The sequence below is a fragment of the Mucilaginibacter celer genome, from assembly GCF_003576455.2.
In the GTDB taxonomy this organism is placed as follows: domain Bacteria; phylum Bacteroidota; class Bacteroidia; order Sphingobacteriales; family Sphingobacteriaceae; genus Mucilaginibacter; species Mucilaginibacter celer.
Genome location: NZ_CP032869.1, coordinates 453,965 through 468,053 on the forward strand (window position 1 = coordinate 453,965; position 14,089 = coordinate 468,053).

The 14,089-nt window shown below is 43.6% G+C and carries 12 protein-coding genes; 1 reads left to right on the plus strand and 11 read right to left on the minus strand.

Annotated features, from left to right (window positions below; all coding sequences use genetic code 11):
- Positions 1-30: 30 nt before the first annotated feature.
- The 3 genes from HYN43_RS01840 to HYN43_RS01850 all read right to left on the minus strand — a co-directional run bounded on the left by HYN43_RS01840 (position 31) and on the right by HYN43_RS01850 (position 1,515).
- On the minus strand, positions 31-387 hold the full coding sequence (locus HYN43_RS01840) for a hypothetical protein (RefSeq protein WP_119407831.1): 357 nt from the start codon (positions 385-387) through the stop codon (positions 31-33).
- A 229-nt stretch (positions 388-616) separates the two neighbouring features.
- The gene (locus HYN43_RS01845; RefSeq protein WP_119407832.1) at positions 617-976 is read right to left on the minus strand and encodes a glycoside hydrolase; all 360 of its coding nucleotides are present in this window, start codon (positions 974-976) and stop codon (positions 617-619) included.
- A gap of 173 nt (positions 977-1,149) precedes the next feature.
- The gene (locus HYN43_RS01850; protein ID WP_119407833.1) at positions 1,150-1,515 is read right to left on the minus strand and encodes a glycoside hydrolase; all 366 of its coding nucleotides are present in this window, start codon (positions 1,513-1,515) and stop codon (positions 1,150-1,152) included.
- Between the two features lie 328 nt (positions 1,516-1,843).
- Between HYN43_RS01850 and HYN43_RS01855 the strand changes: the two genes are divergently transcribed.
- Positions 1,844-4,063, plus strand: a complete 2,220-nt coding sequence (locus HYN43_RS01855; RefSeq protein ID WP_119407834.1) for a putative Ig domain-containing protein — start codon at positions 1,844-1,846, stop codon at positions 4,061-4,063.
- A 144-nt stretch (positions 4,064-4,207) separates the two neighbouring features.
- Here HYN43_RS01855 and HYN43_RS01860 read toward each other — a convergent pair whose 3' ends face one another.
- The 8 genes from HYN43_RS01860 to HYN43_RS01900 all read right to left on the minus strand — a co-directional run bounded on the left by HYN43_RS01860 (position 4,208) and on the right by HYN43_RS01900 (position 14,021).
- Positions 4,208-4,489: a hypothetical protein gene (locus HYN43_RS01860; RefSeq protein ID WP_119407835.1), complete on the minus strand. Its 282-nt coding sequence runs from the start codon at positions 4,487-4,489 to the stop codon at positions 4,208-4,210.
- Positions 4,490-4,697: 208 nt separating this feature from the next.
- The gene (locus tag HYN43_RS01865) at positions 4,698-5,606 is read right to left on the minus strand and encodes a hypothetical protein (protein WP_119407836.1); all 909 of its coding nucleotides are present in this window, start codon (positions 5,604-5,606) and stop codon (positions 4,698-4,700) included.
- Between the two features lie 135 nt (positions 5,607-5,741).
- The gene (locus HYN43_RS01870; protein ID WP_119407837.1) at positions 5,742-6,182 is read right to left on the minus strand and encodes a hypothetical protein; all 441 of its coding nucleotides are present in this window, start codon (positions 6,180-6,182) and stop codon (positions 5,742-5,744) included.
- A 225-nt stretch (positions 6,183-6,407) separates the two neighbouring features.
- On the minus strand, positions 6,408-7,445 hold the full coding sequence (locus tag HYN43_RS01880) for a fatty acid desaturase (RefSeq protein ID WP_119407839.1): 1,038 nt from the start codon (positions 7,443-7,445) through the stop codon (positions 6,408-6,410).
- Between the two features lie 125 nt (positions 7,446-7,570).
- On the minus strand, positions 7,571-8,572 hold the full coding sequence (locus tag HYN43_RS01885; protein ID WP_119407840.1) for a YncE family protein: 1,002 nt from the start codon (positions 8,570-8,572) through the stop codon (positions 7,571-7,573).
- 56 nt (positions 8,573-8,628) lie between these two features.
- Positions 8,629-11,721, minus strand: a complete 3,093-nt coding sequence (locus HYN43_RS01890) for an efflux RND transporter permease subunit (RefSeq protein ID WP_119409216.1) — start codon at positions 11,719-11,721, stop codon at positions 8,629-8,631.
- A gap of 147 nt (positions 11,722-11,868) precedes the next feature.
- Entirely contained in the window at positions 11,869-12,801 is a 933-nt protein-coding gene (locus HYN43_RS01895; protein WP_119407841.1) for an efflux RND transporter periplasmic adaptor subunit, read from the minus strand.
- Between the two features lie 2 nt (positions 12,802-12,803).
- A complete protein-coding gene (locus HYN43_RS01900; protein ID WP_162996256.1) occupies positions 12,804-14,021 on the minus strand; it encodes a TolC family protein in 1,218 nt (405 codons plus the stop codon).
- Positions 14,022-14,089: the final 68 nt, after the last annotated feature.

Sequence of the window (14,089 nt, forward strand, 5' to 3'; positions counted from 1 at the left end):
ATAAACAGTTACTGATGGCAAACAACGCCATTAATTGCCGCGCACGAGCGTAGCATGCAGGTGCTGGCCTTTATAAACAAGGTTCATGCTCAACGAATCCTGGTAAACCTTGCCTGTATGTGGTGAGGTGCCCCCGGGCACCGGGATACTGAACGAAAAATTATCGCCGTTAATCATTCCATCGGTAATAGCTACATCGCCCTGCGGGGCATGGGCTGTACCGGTTAACTTGCCGCTATCTACCTTAAAGGTGTAACTTAACGGAAAATCACCATCGCCCGGAAGCTTTAACGCGCCGGTCCACTTACCGTTAATATTGGCCATCGAAATAAAACTGAAAGCCGCAAGGATAACGAATGCGCTAACAATCAGGAATTCTTTTTTCATTGTTGATATAGTTTAAGCAGATCTCATTTTGCTGTAGTTTAAACTATATACAATTTTATTGCTTTTAAGTTTAATAAAAAATAAAAACCTTACCGGTTGGGTAAGGTTTTTATTTATCAATACGTCATCCCGAACTTGTTTCGGGATCCCACCGGATAATTACGCATGTCTAACGGCTTTGCAAGTGGGGGGCCGAAACAAGTTCGGCATGACTAAATGTTGTTCTAAATTATTGCTTTGGCCTTTTCAACACCGACGTTGATTTTGCACCATTGATATCCAGTTCAACGCTGATCGAATCGCCCATAAATTTGCCTGTATGAGGAATTACAATGCCGCTGGTTGATACGGTGAATGAGAAATCGGTACCGTTTGTTTTGCCTTCTTTAATATCAACATCACCTTCGGGGGTTAGGGCTGTGCCGGTAAGTTTATCGCCATCAACTTTAAAATTGTATAGCAAAGGATATTCCTGGCCATCGCTCATTACCAGTTTACCGGCCCATTTACCATTTAAATCGGCTATGGCGGCAAGTACAATCATAAAGCAACTTACCAGTAGGGTAGTAGTAAAAATTTTCTTTTTCATAAAATGTTAATTTGATTCATAAATATAATGAAAGAACCGTTGATTTTTTTGATTACGATGATTTCGCTGATTTTTATTTCCGGGATTATACCGATTGTTTTTATTACGCCGATTTTTTCTGAACCGCGATTTATGGGATCAAGAGATTAAGAAGTTAATCTCAAATTCTCCCTTTATGGAGTTGGAGGGCATCTTTTTAAAGTACTGTGCGCTTTTGACCCGTTAAACTCAATATCAACCCCAACCGAATCGCCATAAAATTTGCCGGTGTGGGCAATATGGATATCTTCAATGCTTACGGTAAACTTAAAATCGTTACCGGTTATTTTACCCTCTTCAATAGGCATATCACCTTTTGGGGTTTTAGCTGTGCCGGTTAGCTTATCGCCATCAATCTGAAAGTTGTACAGTAAAGGATAAACTTCGCCGGTTTCGGTTTCCAGTTTGCCTTCCCATTTACCGGCAAACCCGTTAATGGCAGCAACACAAATAGCAACAAATGTGGTTAAAAGGGCGATGGTTAAAAAAGCTTTTTTCATAGTGTTGTTTTTCTGGTAGTAAATGTAAAATGGGCATTAAACCAAAATGTAAACTGTACATTAAGTTTACTTTAGTTAACTTAATGTATCCATAAACAAATACTATGCTGACCAGAGCAGATTAACGGCTTTTAAACAGATTATTACAACCGTATGGGCCTGGTTAGTATTTTATGACGATGTCTGCAGGTACCGGATAAAATTGTACCAAAATTTGTTAAAATAAATGTTATCAATACATTTCTTATTTTTCAAAATCGTTGTACCTTTAAAATGCATATACTAACCGGGCCTTGTGCCTTTCAGTTAAATTTTTAAACCACAATTAATGATAAAAAACATTTTTACCATGCTTTTGCTGGCTGGCGGCTGCCTTGCCGTATCTGCACAGGAGATTCAGTTAAATAAGGGCTGGAAATTTGCCGTGGGCGATTCGGCACAATGGGCGTCGCCAACTTTTAATGATAAAAACTGGCAGAATATTGATGTAAACCACAATTGGGAACGCCAGGGGCACCCGAGTTATGATGGTTTCGGCTGGTACCGCATCCATGTAACCATTCCCTCATCACTTAAAGAAAAATCGTTTTTAAAAGACAGTGTCCGCTTAAGCCTGGCCAGTGTTGATGATAACGACGAGGTTTACCTAAACGGCAAACTGATTGCCAAATACGGCGGTAACGGTGGTACTATTAAAGATGGTCATTACGGTCCGCGTACGTATAATATCGCAGCTAATGATCCTTCAATTTTATGGGATAAGGAAAACGTGCTGGCTATCCGCATATTTGATACCGGCGGCGACGGCGGTATTTACGGCGAAAAATTTACCCTGGCTATGGCCGATGTTATGGATAATGTACAGGTTAATACCGATAGCGATTTTAGCTTTGAGGAGAATAACAGCCTGGCAAAGGCTGTTAAACTGCAAACGGTAAACAAATACCAATACGAAGGCCAGCTGGCTTTTAAAGTAACCGATCCGGAAACGGGTGCCGTTATTTACGAAAAAACAAACCCTGCCCGCTTTACTGCCGGCAAGCCTTTTACTTATTCATTTACAATAGCCAGGCTTGCCAAAAAATCGTATACCATTGCTTATACTTTCCATGACGGGAAATCGGGTAAGGACATTGTTAAAACCGAAACCACACCTTATATCTTAACGCCTTATCCATCGGCTAAACCAAAAATCAATGGTCCGGATGTTTATGGTGCAAGGCCGGGTAATCCATTCCTGTATCTGATCCCGGCTACCGGTAAAAAGCCGCTTGCTTATAAAGCAGCCGGGCTTCCTGAGGGTTTGAAGCTCGATCCGGCTACGGGCATCATAACAGGTTCGGTTAGTCAGGCTGGCGATTATAAAGTTACTTTAACAGTAACCAACAGTCTTGGTACCAAATCAAAAGAATTTACCATTAGCATTGGCGATAAAATTGGCCTTACACCGGCCCTTGGCTGGAACAGCTGGAATGCCTGGGGGTTGAGCGTTAACGAGGAAAAAGTAAAAATCTCGGCACAAGCCATGGCCGATAAACTGAGTGCCTACGGTTGGAATTTTGTAAACATTGACGATGGCTGGGAAGCCGAAAACCGTGCGGCCGACGGTGCAATTGTATCAAACAGCAAATTCCCGGATATGAAACGCCTTACTGATTTTGTGCATGGCTTAGGTTTACATACCGGTATTTACTCATCGCCGGGCCCGCGTACCTGCGGCGGCTTTTTAGGTAGCTGGCAGCACGAAGACCAGGATGCCAAAACCTATGCCGACTGGGGTTTTGACTACCTGAAATACGACTGGTGCTCATACTCGGAAGTTACTCCTGCCAACCCGGACCTGGCCGCGCTGAAAAAACCTTACGAAGTAATGCGCGCCTCACTTAATAAAGTTAACCGCGATATTATGTACAGTTTTTGCCAGTACGGCTGGGGCGACGTATGGAAATGGGGTGCCGAAACCGGTGGTAACAGCTGGCGCACCACCGGCGATATTGAAGATACCTGGAGAAGCATGAGCGATATCGGTTTCAGGCAGGATGCAGCGTCGCCGTACGCTGGTCCGGGGCATTTTAATGATCCGGATATGCTGGTTGTGGGTAAAGTAGGCTGGGGGCCAAGTTTGCATAATACCCGCCTGAGCTTTGATGAGCAATATACCCACATCAGTTTATGGAGCCTGCTTTCGGCACCGTTGCTGATTGGTTGCGATATGGGCCATTTAGATAGATTTACATTGAGCCTGCTTACCAACGATGAAGTATTGGCTATTGACCAGGACGCATTGGGCAAAGGCGCTATGCCGCAGGTTAAAAAAGATGGCTACCAGATATGGGTTAAGGAGCTGAAAGACGGCAGCAAAGCCATCGGCATTTTCAACGTTTCGGATAAATACCAAACCATCGACCTCGATAAAAACGGCGATGTTTTAAAGGGATTCACCAAATACCGCGATGTTTGGCAGCAGAAATTTATAGTAAGTACTGGGAAAACATTTACAGCTAAAGTAGCGCCGCACGGGGTGTTGCTGGTTAAGCTGGAAAAGTAGAGCCCCAATAATAAAAACAAGAAAGCCATTCAGTTTTTAATGCTGAGTGGCTTTTTTGTTTGAAAATGTTAACGGTTTAAGTATGTGTTTGAAATGGGAGTATCAGCAGGGTTTTAAGGATACTATTAATCGCATCATACCTGTTTATTTTTTTGTTAAAATCATCCACAGACTGCCTTTGTGTTTTACAACACTATCTCCTACATTAACATTGCTTTCATCGCCGATCCATCTTATCCACTCCAAATCAAATTGATGATTGTTTACGGTTATTGTTGGTCGATATTTGCCAGACTTGTATGATACATTTTGAATTTTTCCGTTAAAATCATAATTCAACATTACATAGATTTTGTAAGCAGAAAACCCAAAGTAAAATATAAATAATGAAAGACCAGAGTAAGCCAAATACTTCTTTATTTTCATTGCAATTTTAACGGAATAAATTGTTAGAGGTTGGGTTTCAACTCAATCTTTTGGTCATTATTAATTATAACAAATAACGTATAGCAACCCGAAATAATATCTATTGTAAGGTGTTGCCAATTCAGCGTTAAGATATTCTTATAACAAAAGCATTCGCAAAGATCCTTCCCAATATGTTCGATAAGATCATCACCAACTCATTTTATCTTTATTCAGGCGATTTATAATAATATATCGGCGAAAATACTCCTTCACTCGTTGTGTAATACCCTTTACCATCGGGAGTAAAGCCAATAGCCTCACCTTGTTTCTCACCTTTATAAGGCAGTTCATGATATTTCCGGCTCATGGTTTCCCATATCGGCTCATTATTTTGGCGCCGCCAGTAATACACTTTATCATAGCTTTTTAACAACACCTGGCGCCCGTCTTTCGAAATATCTCCCGCCGTGATCCATTTAAACGGCCTGAAACCCGGAAAGAACAACGTGCCGCGTTTGGTAAGTGTTAAAGTATCGTTTGCTTTATAATTTAATGGCGACGAGTACATGGCCACGGTATCGCCGCGTTTGCTTACTATCAGCAATTGCTTATCAATGGGGTCAACCATCATTGCTTCGGCATCTTTGGGGCCATCGGGATATTTAAAATTTACCGGTACGGCAGTTGCTGTTGTTGTTGCCGGTGCTCCGGTTGCCCAGGCCTTGTTTTCTAAAAAGCGGTAAACAGTTATATATTTTCTTTTGCCGGTATTGTCGCCAATATCGCCAAGGTAAACGTAGCTTTTATCTTTTTTAGGGCCGGGGCCAACCGCAATGTCTTCACAATCTGCCACACCCTGCGGGTTATTGGCATCTCCGGTAAAATAAACCGTGGTTTTAAGTTTACCCTCCGGCGTTATTGCAAAAAAACGACTGGTATCGCCACTATCGTTATGCACGTAGTAGGTATCCGGACTGATGGTTGAGGCCGCGATGCCCGAAATCTCGTCCATTTCCTTGCTGCTCAGCGTGCCTGTTATATCCTGTTTATCGAGCAGCCTGTGTTTGGCAAAGGCTCCCATAAAAAGCAGGGAAACAATGGGCACCAGTATATTTAGTTTTTTTGATCTGCTCATGTTATCTATTGCGAATAATAACGCAAATAAAGTTTTTTAGTATGAAGATGTTATTAATTATTGGGTTTTGTTAGCGATATGAATTTATTGTTACAGGCCCGTAGTTCATTAGCAACATTCATACCAGCAGGCAGTTTAAGCCGAATTAAATGCATTGAGTAAAGTGTTTTGTTGGTAAATTTCGGCAGTAGTGCGATAATCGGCCAGGTTAAGTTCATGAAGATACCTGCCGTTGCAGGGATGGCCGGCTGATATAAACACAGGCATATCATAACCCTGTTGTTGGTAATATGGCGTTATAAAAGCCGGGCCAGGCAGACTATTAGCCGTGGTTTTTATATCTTCTGTCAATTTTCTTAATGGTTTCAATAGTAACCTGATTTCGCAAAGTTTAAAATTATTGTGTAAAGGTATCCAACGGTTTACCCCATCAACAGTAACCGCTACGGCGTCTGATTTTACGCCGCTGAGCGTACCAATGCTGATTTGATTATTTAAATTGCTATAAATCAATAATTGTTGACCGATATAGCGACTGAAAATTATCAATTGTTCGGATACGCTTAGGTTATTCATTTTGCTAATTTTATTAGCAAAATACGTAAATTATTTGGATGGAAGCAAGAAGGTAAATAAAAAAGACTGGTTTGGACTGTTTGTAGGCACGCAAAGTCGCGAAGGCGCAAAGGGTTTTATTATTAAAGAAATACGAATAATGTGGTTTTTTAAATGCGCAAAAATGCAAAGGCGCAAAGGTTTTTTGTTAATGAAAAAGGGCCTCTTTGCAAGGCCCTTTTTATATTATTTTTCTACCTCTTCAAGCTGAGGTTTTGAGGTTTCAGCTTTTATCAGGTCAACATCCGGTTTGGATATATCTGTTAAGGCTACCTTGCCCCGGTCTCTGCGCACAATGCGGTTAAAGAGCGAGATCTCCCTATCGAACAAAAACTGGAAAAACAATTTGGTCCATGAGGTGTGATAGTGCAGGGTATCGTAGTACTCCGGCGCTGTTTTCCTTATTTCGGGGAGCTTATTCCATGGGATAGAAGGGAAATCGTGGTGCTCGTTATGGAAGCCTACGTTAAAGGCAACTGCGTTAAAATTGCCATAGTAGCTGTATGTTTCCTGCTCTTCGGTAACGGTAAGGTAATGCTCCTGGATCCAGCGGGCGCCAAGCGGGTGCAAACCAACCGAAAATGAGAAGCTTAGTAACAGGAATGCTACTGCATGCCAACCCATAAAGTAAGCTATGGCGGTAGTAAATGCTGCCTGCAATAACCAATTGGTTAGGATCCATTTATCAAACGGATGGATTTCGCGTAAACGTGATAAACGGAACAATTGGAATACCGGGAAGAGTAACAGCCACAAGGCCTTACCAAAAAATGAATTGCTGATCAGTTTTGCTTCCCATTTGTTTGGCAAATCGGCATCCAACTCGTGTACTCCCTGAAAAGCATGGTGTTTGATGTGATATTTTTCGAACGAAATGGCACTTGGCAAAATTTGCGGTAAATTGGCAAACATAGATGCCCAGCGGTTAGCATTACGATTTTTAAAGAGCAACTGGTGAGTGCATTCGTGAATCATTACAAACAAGGCATGATCGGCAAAAGCACCTAACAGATAGGCTGCCCCGAAAACAATCCACCATGATTGGTCGCGTACAAACCAGGCTAAAACTACCTGGAAAGATACAAGCCCAATAATGGCCCATATGGTTTTTGGGTTTTTACCAATAAGCTTACGCAGTTGCGGAAACTCCTTTAAAATCTTCTTTGTACGAATACGATGAGGTTCAGACTCCTGGGAATAAACAAAATCAGTCTTTTTTATCATATAGGGTTAAAACGCTAAATATACCAATAACGTCTACAAAACTTCATTTTTTTGTAAAATTTAATTAGTAACAATAGGAATACATAAAATCTTCACGAACATTTCATGCAGATTTTATATAGAATTTAATTTGGTTTATAAACCAAAACTTCAAAAGTATTTGGAACTGTTGTACGTGTGCCGGGTTGAAATTGTGCTACGCTCAAGTAAATTTTATGCGTTTTAGCATCCAAAGCCATCGTTTTGGCACGCTCGGCAGTTTTAAGGGATTGAACCACTTCGTATTCATCGGCCGATTTTTGCTTGATGATGGTGGTAACGCCATCGCCGCACGAGCAGAAGATCAGTTTGGTTTCAGCATCATAAACCACTGCGTCAACACCTGCGCCAATAGGTAGTGTAGCGGTTACTTTACCGGTATTGATGTCAACCACGCTTACACCTTTGTTTTCGCGGCAAACTGTAAACAAACGTTTGTTCACTGCATCGAGCGCTAAGCCTGTGGGGCCGCTGCAAGGGGCCAGCGGGTAGTTTTTAATTACCTTTAGTTTTTTACTGTCGATAACATTCAGGCTGCTTTTATCTTCAAGGTTATTATAGATCAATCCTTTGCCATCGCTAACGGCAAACTCCGGTCCGCCGCCAAGCGCTACCGTACCAACCTGCTTTAAGGTTGATGGATTAATTACCGATGAATTATCGCTTTCGCCGTTAAAAGTAAATACCCGATCAGAAAAAGGATCATACATAATTGCATCCGGTCCGTTTGCACCGGTAAGAGCAATAGTTGTGATGGTTTTAAATGTTTTCAGATCGAATACTACCACAGCGTTGGCCTTGCCGTCGCTGATAAAACCGCGGTTAAGTTTATTTACAATAGCAATACCATGTACACCTTTCATGTTTCCGATAACACCAACAGGCTGTTCGGCATCCAGGCTAATGATATTTACCGTGGTTGAGTGCGATATGTAGAGGTTACGGTTTACCTTATCAATAGCCAGGTAATCGTAACCGCCGTCGCCGGGCAAGGCAATGGTTTTATCGGCTACATAAGTTTGTGCACTCAGTTTAAAAGGCAGTGCAGCGGCAAAAAGCAATGCGGCGGCAATAACGTGTTTTTTCATTTTCGGGATCTATTTATTGCCATGAAATTATATCCCGAATCTGTAAAAATGCTGTATTATACCCTTTGCGGCTCATTTAATTGGTTGGGGTGTTCTGTAAACCCTTTGCGGTACAATATACGTAGCATTGCCGGTAAAACAATAAGTAATAAGGGCAATGCCGCTAAAAAACCGCCAATAACGGCAATGGCTAAAGGTTGATGCAATTGTGCCCCGGCGCCAATGCCTAAAGCCAATGGCATTAAGGCGATGATAGCTCCTAAAGCTGTCATCAATTTTGGGCGCAAACGGGTGCTGATGGCGAAAGTTATGGCCGCATCAATATCCTGGTTATGGTTTTCAAGCGCACTTTCTTTAAATTGAAGGAAGGTGAAAATGGCGTTTTCTCCAATAATACCTACAATCATAATGAGGCCGGTATAGCTGCCAACATTAAGTGGCGTTGCTGTAAGATACAAGGCCAGGAAACTGCCCGCTATCCCCAATATGCCGATCACCAAAATAAGTATGGCTATCCTGAATTGTCTGAACAGGAACAGGATCACCCCGAAAACCAAAGCGCAGGCGGTAATGAGAATCATCAATAATTCTTTAAAGGATTGCTGTTGCTGCGCATATGCCCCGCCATATTCCACGTGATAGCCACTTGGCAGGTTTACATGATCCTGTATGGTTTTCTGTATAGCCGGGATCACGGTGCCCAGATCGCTTCCCTCTAAACGTGCGCTGATCACGTTCATGCTTTGCAGGTTTTCGCGGTTCACTTCAGCATCGCCTTCTTTTAATTCTACCGAGGCCAGTTCGGTTATCGGGATCAGTTTACCATTGGGCAGAAATACGCGCAGGTTGTGGATGCCATTAACATTAAGCACCCGGTTGCCAGGGTAAACCATGCGGATGGGGGAGAGCTGTTCTTTCTCTAACAGGCTACCTATTACATTTCCCTCTAAAGCTGTTTGTACCTGCATTTGCAGATCGGCGGCGGTAATGCCGAATTGCGCCAGTTTGCTGTAATGGGGTTGGATGCTCACGGTTGGCCCGGCTATGATGATGCCCGGTAGCACATCGGCAGTACCTGGAACTTTTTCAACCAGTCCGGCAATCTGGCGGGATAAGGCTTGCAGCGTTTGCTGGTTATCGCCAAATACTTTGATCTCTATTGGCTCCGCCGAGGTGGTGAGGTCGCCCAGCATATCGGTTATTACCTGGCCAAACTCTACCTCGAGGGCGGGCTGGGTTTCGGCTACCATTTTACGCAGGTCGCTGATTACCTCTTCTGTACTTTTTGTACGATCTTTTTTGAGTTGGATGAGGTAATCACCGCTGTTAGGTTCGGTGATAAAGAAGCCCATTTGAGTGCCGGTGCGACGCGAGTAAGCAGCGACATCCGGATCTTTTACAATTTGCTTTTCTATCTGTTTCAGCATCCGGTCGGTTTCTTCCAACGATGTACCCGGAGGCGATTTATAATCGAGCACAACGCTGCCTTCGTCCATATCGGGTAGAAAGCCGGTTTCTAAAAGCGATGGTACGATCACAATAACTGCTGTAAGTGCCGCAATGATAATGATGCTTACATAAGGCCTCAGGATAAAAAAGCTTACCCATGTTTGTTGCTTTACGATGTGTACCTCTTCGTGTTTGGTTTTGGTGTTTTGTTTCAGTTTTGGCTTACCGGTGATGAGCAGGTAAATTACCGGCAGCCCTATCCAGGTTATAAAAAATGACGAAAGCAACGTAATGATCATGGTGTCAGTAAGCACCTTGAAGTATGCCCCCGCCACGCCGCTCATCAGCACAAATGGAATAAAAATTACAATAGTACTGATGGATGAACCTACCATAGCCGGAAACAGGTAGTCGATAGCTTTGCGCACCAAATGGCTGCTCAGCTCATCGGGGTGTTCTTCATGTACCCGGTGAATCTGCTCAACTACTACAATGGCATCGTCGATAATTAAACCTATTGAAGCCGCTATAGCTCCCAAAGTCATGATATTGAAAGTGTAGCCCAGCCAGTAAAGTATCAGCAATGATAAGCCTAAGGTTACCGGGATAGTGATCAATATGGTAACGCTTGCCTTAACCGAGCGCAGGAAAATTATAGCTACAATAATAGCGAGCAACAAACCTATCCACAGGCTGTCGCTCACACTTTTAACCGAATCGTTCACAAAATCGGCCTGGATATAGTATGGCCTGATGGTTACCCCTTTTGGCAGGATTTTCTTCAGCGCATCTACTTTATCGGCCATATCATTACTTACCGAAATGAGGTTGGCATTAGGCTGTTTTATTACTGCTATCAAAACCCCGTCGTGCCCGTTAGCATTGATGCGGGTGTATTCGATGCCTTCGTTTACCTGTATGGTAGCAAAATCAGCCAGGCGTACTACGCGCTTGCGGTTATTGCTAATCACCAGTTGTTCCAGTTGATCTTTGGCGTTGATGGTAGCGTCGGTAACGGTAAGGTACATGCGCTTATAATCAGATAGGTAACCTTCCGATTTAACAAAATTGGTGGTAGCCAGCGTGGTGCTGATAATATCCGGCGTAAGGCCCAAAGCGGTCATTTTTTCCTGATCAAGCGTAAGCCAGTATTCTTTCAGTTTACCGCCGATAACCCTAACCTCGGATACCCCATCAACCTGCGAAAGGAATGGCTTTACCGTATAGGTAGCCAGTTGCCGCAACTCGATGGGGGAAAGGTTATGGCTCTCCAAGGTGTAACCACTAACCGGCAAAATAGAAGGGTTCATTTTAGCCACGCTGATATTAACATCGGCAGGCAGATCGTTCCTGATCTGATCGATGCTGGATTGGATGCGTTGCTGGCTCAGGTCGATATCTGCATTCCAGTTAAAAAGGGCCGAGATCTCGCAGCTGCCTCTGCTGGTAGTGCTGCGAACCAATTGCAGATCGGGTACCTGCTTAATGGCGTTCTCCAACGGCTTAGTGACCGTAACCATCATTTTGTTTACAGGCTGTAAACCCTGATCAGCAATGATCTTGATCTTCGGAAACGTGATCTCGGGGAAAAGCGAAGTTTGTAGTTTGGAATAGGCAAACAGCCCACCCATTATAATGAGCGCCAGTACAAGTCCCAAAGGCTTGCGGTGCGTAATGAAATAGTTTTTGCGCTGGTTCATATAAGCCCCACCCAAACCCTCCCCGGTAGGGAGGGCCTTAAATACTGCTCCGGTTGTGGGATACCCGGAGAAAATTAGTTATTAAATTATTTTGCCACATTAGCTCGTTCTTAACGCGAACAAAAAGTCTCCCCTACTGGGGGAGATTTAGAGGGGGCTTATTTTAACTTTAGCCGTATCTGCCAATCCATAATTCCCAGTTACCACAATTTTATCGCCTGCCGAAAATTTTGGTGTTAGTATCTCCACCCTGTCGCCGGTTTCAATGCCTTTGGTTACCGGGGTTTTTACGGCTGTTGTTGGGTTGATGAGTTTCATTACCCAAAACTCGGTTTGCGTTTCATTACTCAACAGGGCCGATTTTGGCAGCGATGCCGTATGCGGCCTGATAGTTTTGATAATGCGTGCTTTAGCTACCAGGTTTTCGGGGATAGGCGTGTTGCCATTCACCCGGATCACGATGCCCTGGGTTTGCGACAGCGAATCAACCGCGGGCATTGACGAGGCTATTTGCCCGGTGATTTTTTCGCCGCCGGGGAGTATCAGTTGCACGTTGGGGTTGTTTTTTAAATAGCCCTTAAGTTCGTAAGGCACCTGCATTACAAACGCAAAGCTTTCGCGATCGCTTATTACGGCCAGTTGTTCGCCATCCTGCACATAATCGCCTTGCTGATGGTTAAGTTGGGTAACGTAGCCGCTGCCGGCAGCCTTTATTTTGTTAATACCCGAAAATTTGAAAGTGGTATCCAGCACGTTAATGCTGTTACCTATGCTTTGGGCTTCTTTGGTTTTTATGCTGAAAATCAGTTCGCCTTTATTTACAAAATGCCCCGGCAAAATATTTACCTTTTGCACATACCCGTTAGCATTGGCCTTTACGATGTTTTTTTGCTGAAAAACAGAGGTTGCATTCAGGTCGATATAATCAACCATAGCACTATCGCTTACAGTGGTTACGGTAACAGGAGTTTGGGCAGATGAGGCGTCGCCCCCGCTATCATCGGCGGGTTGGGTGTTGCCCTTGCAGCCGTATAAGGTTGCCAATATGCAGGCGCTAAGGTATATATGTTTGGCTTTCATAGTTATTTATTCCAGTAGTTTAGCTGATTGATGAGTTGCAGCCTGTTGATGTTGGTTTGCGTTTTAAGGTTTTTGATGGCAAGATAGTTATTGATAGCCAGTACAAGATCGGCCACACGTACATCGCCGGTTTGCATCAGTTGGGTATCAACTTTTACCAGGCTTTCGGTGTATTTCATTTGCTCGTCTATCTGGGCTAAGAGTTGTTCGCTGCCGATGATCTGCTGATCCAGTTGCGCAATCTGCTGCCGGTACTGCCTGTCGAAAAAGGCTTTGTAAGTGCGGCGGGTATCTTCTTCTAAAGATAGCTTGCGGTATTGGATCTTGCGTTGCCCGCCATCATATAAGGGCAGGGTGAAACTAAAACCAACACTTACGCCAAAGTTTTTATACGCCGGTCCGCTTAAAAAGTCGGAGTTGTAGCCACCATCGGCCAGCAGGTTTATTTTAGGCTTGTAGCTAAAATCAACCAATGCCTTGCTGTTCACTGTTTTTAAACTATCTGTTTTATACTGGCTGAAGAAAATGCTGTTGGCCGCATCTACCGACGGTTTTTTTTGCAGTATGGGATCGAGCAGCTCTACATAGCTGGTATCGGTAATACCGGTTAGATAGTTAAGCGTAGTATAGTCGTTTTTATATTGAAGCCGGGCCTGCGACAGGGTAAGCTCCTGCTGCTTAAGCGTTACTAAAAAAGTAAGATAATCGCTTTGGCGGTAAACGTTGGTACGGGTGAGTTTTTTTAGCAGGCTTTCTTCCCGGTTAAGCAGGGCAATCACATCCTGGTTAAACTTTACCTGTTGCAGGCTACCGTAAGCGGCTATGTATTGCGCGGTGACAGCCTTTTTCAAATCCTGCTCGGAGATCTTTGCTGTATTGCTAACGGTTTGCGATTGTAATTTGACGGCATCAATCTGCGCGGCAATATTTTTTTTGCTATCCAGCGATTGGTTAACGCCCATTAATGCGGCTAAAGTATGCTCGTTGGTAATAGCGGGGGCATAGCCGTAGCCTCTGGCTACAGGTGCGTATAAACCGGTACTGTTGGCGCTTACCTGCGGCCGGTAACCCGCCTTAATCCGCATGCTATCCAACTGCCCCGAAGCTATTTGGTTTTGCAGATCTTTCAACAGCGGACTGTTGCTTTTGGCCAGCTCCAGGTAATGATCAAGATTATAGGTTTGCGCCTGTGTTACAAAGCTGTATAACCAGAGCGCCAAGCAGCAAAACCATTTGATAAGGGTATTCAAAATAATGTGTATTGTGTTAAATAATAGCTAAGCTAAAG

Excerpts from the sequence above, each read along its gene's own strand:
- HYN43_RS01880 (WP_119407839.1), bottom strand. The coding sequence starts at position 7,445 with ATGATAAAAAAGACTGATTTTGTTTATTCCCAGGAGTCTGAACCTCAT.
- HYN43_RS01895 (WP_119407841.1), bottom strand. The coding sequence starts at position 12,801 with ATGAAAGCCAAACATATATACCTTAGCGCCTGCATATTGGCAACCTTA.
- HYN43_RS01860 (WP_119407835.1), bottom strand. The coding sequence starts at position 4,489 with ATGAAAATAAAGAAGTATTTGGCTTACTCTGGTCTTTCATTATTTATA.
- HYN43_RS01850 (WP_119407833.1), bottom strand. The coding sequence starts at position 1,515 with ATGAAAAAAGCTTTTTTAACCATCGCCCTTTTAACCACATTTGTTGCT.
- HYN43_RS01870 (WP_119407837.1), bottom strand. The coding sequence starts at position 6,182 with ATGAATAACCTAAGCGTATCCGAACAATTGATAATTTTCAGTCGCTAT.
- HYN43_RS01885 (WP_119407840.1), bottom strand. The coding sequence starts at position 8,572 with ATGAAAAAACACGTTATTGCCGCCGCATTGCTTTTTGCCGCTGCACTG.
- HYN43_RS01840 (WP_119407831.1), bottom strand. The coding sequence starts at position 387 with ATGAAAAAAGAATTCCTGATTGTTAGCGCATTCGTTATCCTTGCGGCT.
- HYN43_RS01855 (WP_119407834.1), top strand. The coding sequence starts at position 1,844 with ATGATAAAAAACATTTTTACCATGCTTTTGCTGGCTGGCGGCTGCCTT.
- HYN43_RS01865 (WP_119407836.1), bottom strand. The coding sequence starts at position 5,606 with ATGAGCAGATCAAAAAAACTAAATATACTGGTGCCCATTGTTTCCCTG.
- HYN43_RS01890 (WP_119409216.1), bottom strand. The coding sequence starts at position 11,721 with ATGAACCAGCGCAAAAACTATTTCATTACGCACCGCAAGCCTTTGGGA.
- HYN43_RS01845 (WP_119407832.1), bottom strand. The coding sequence starts at position 976 with ATGAAAAAGAAAATTTTTACTACTACCCTACTGGTAAGTTGCTTTATG.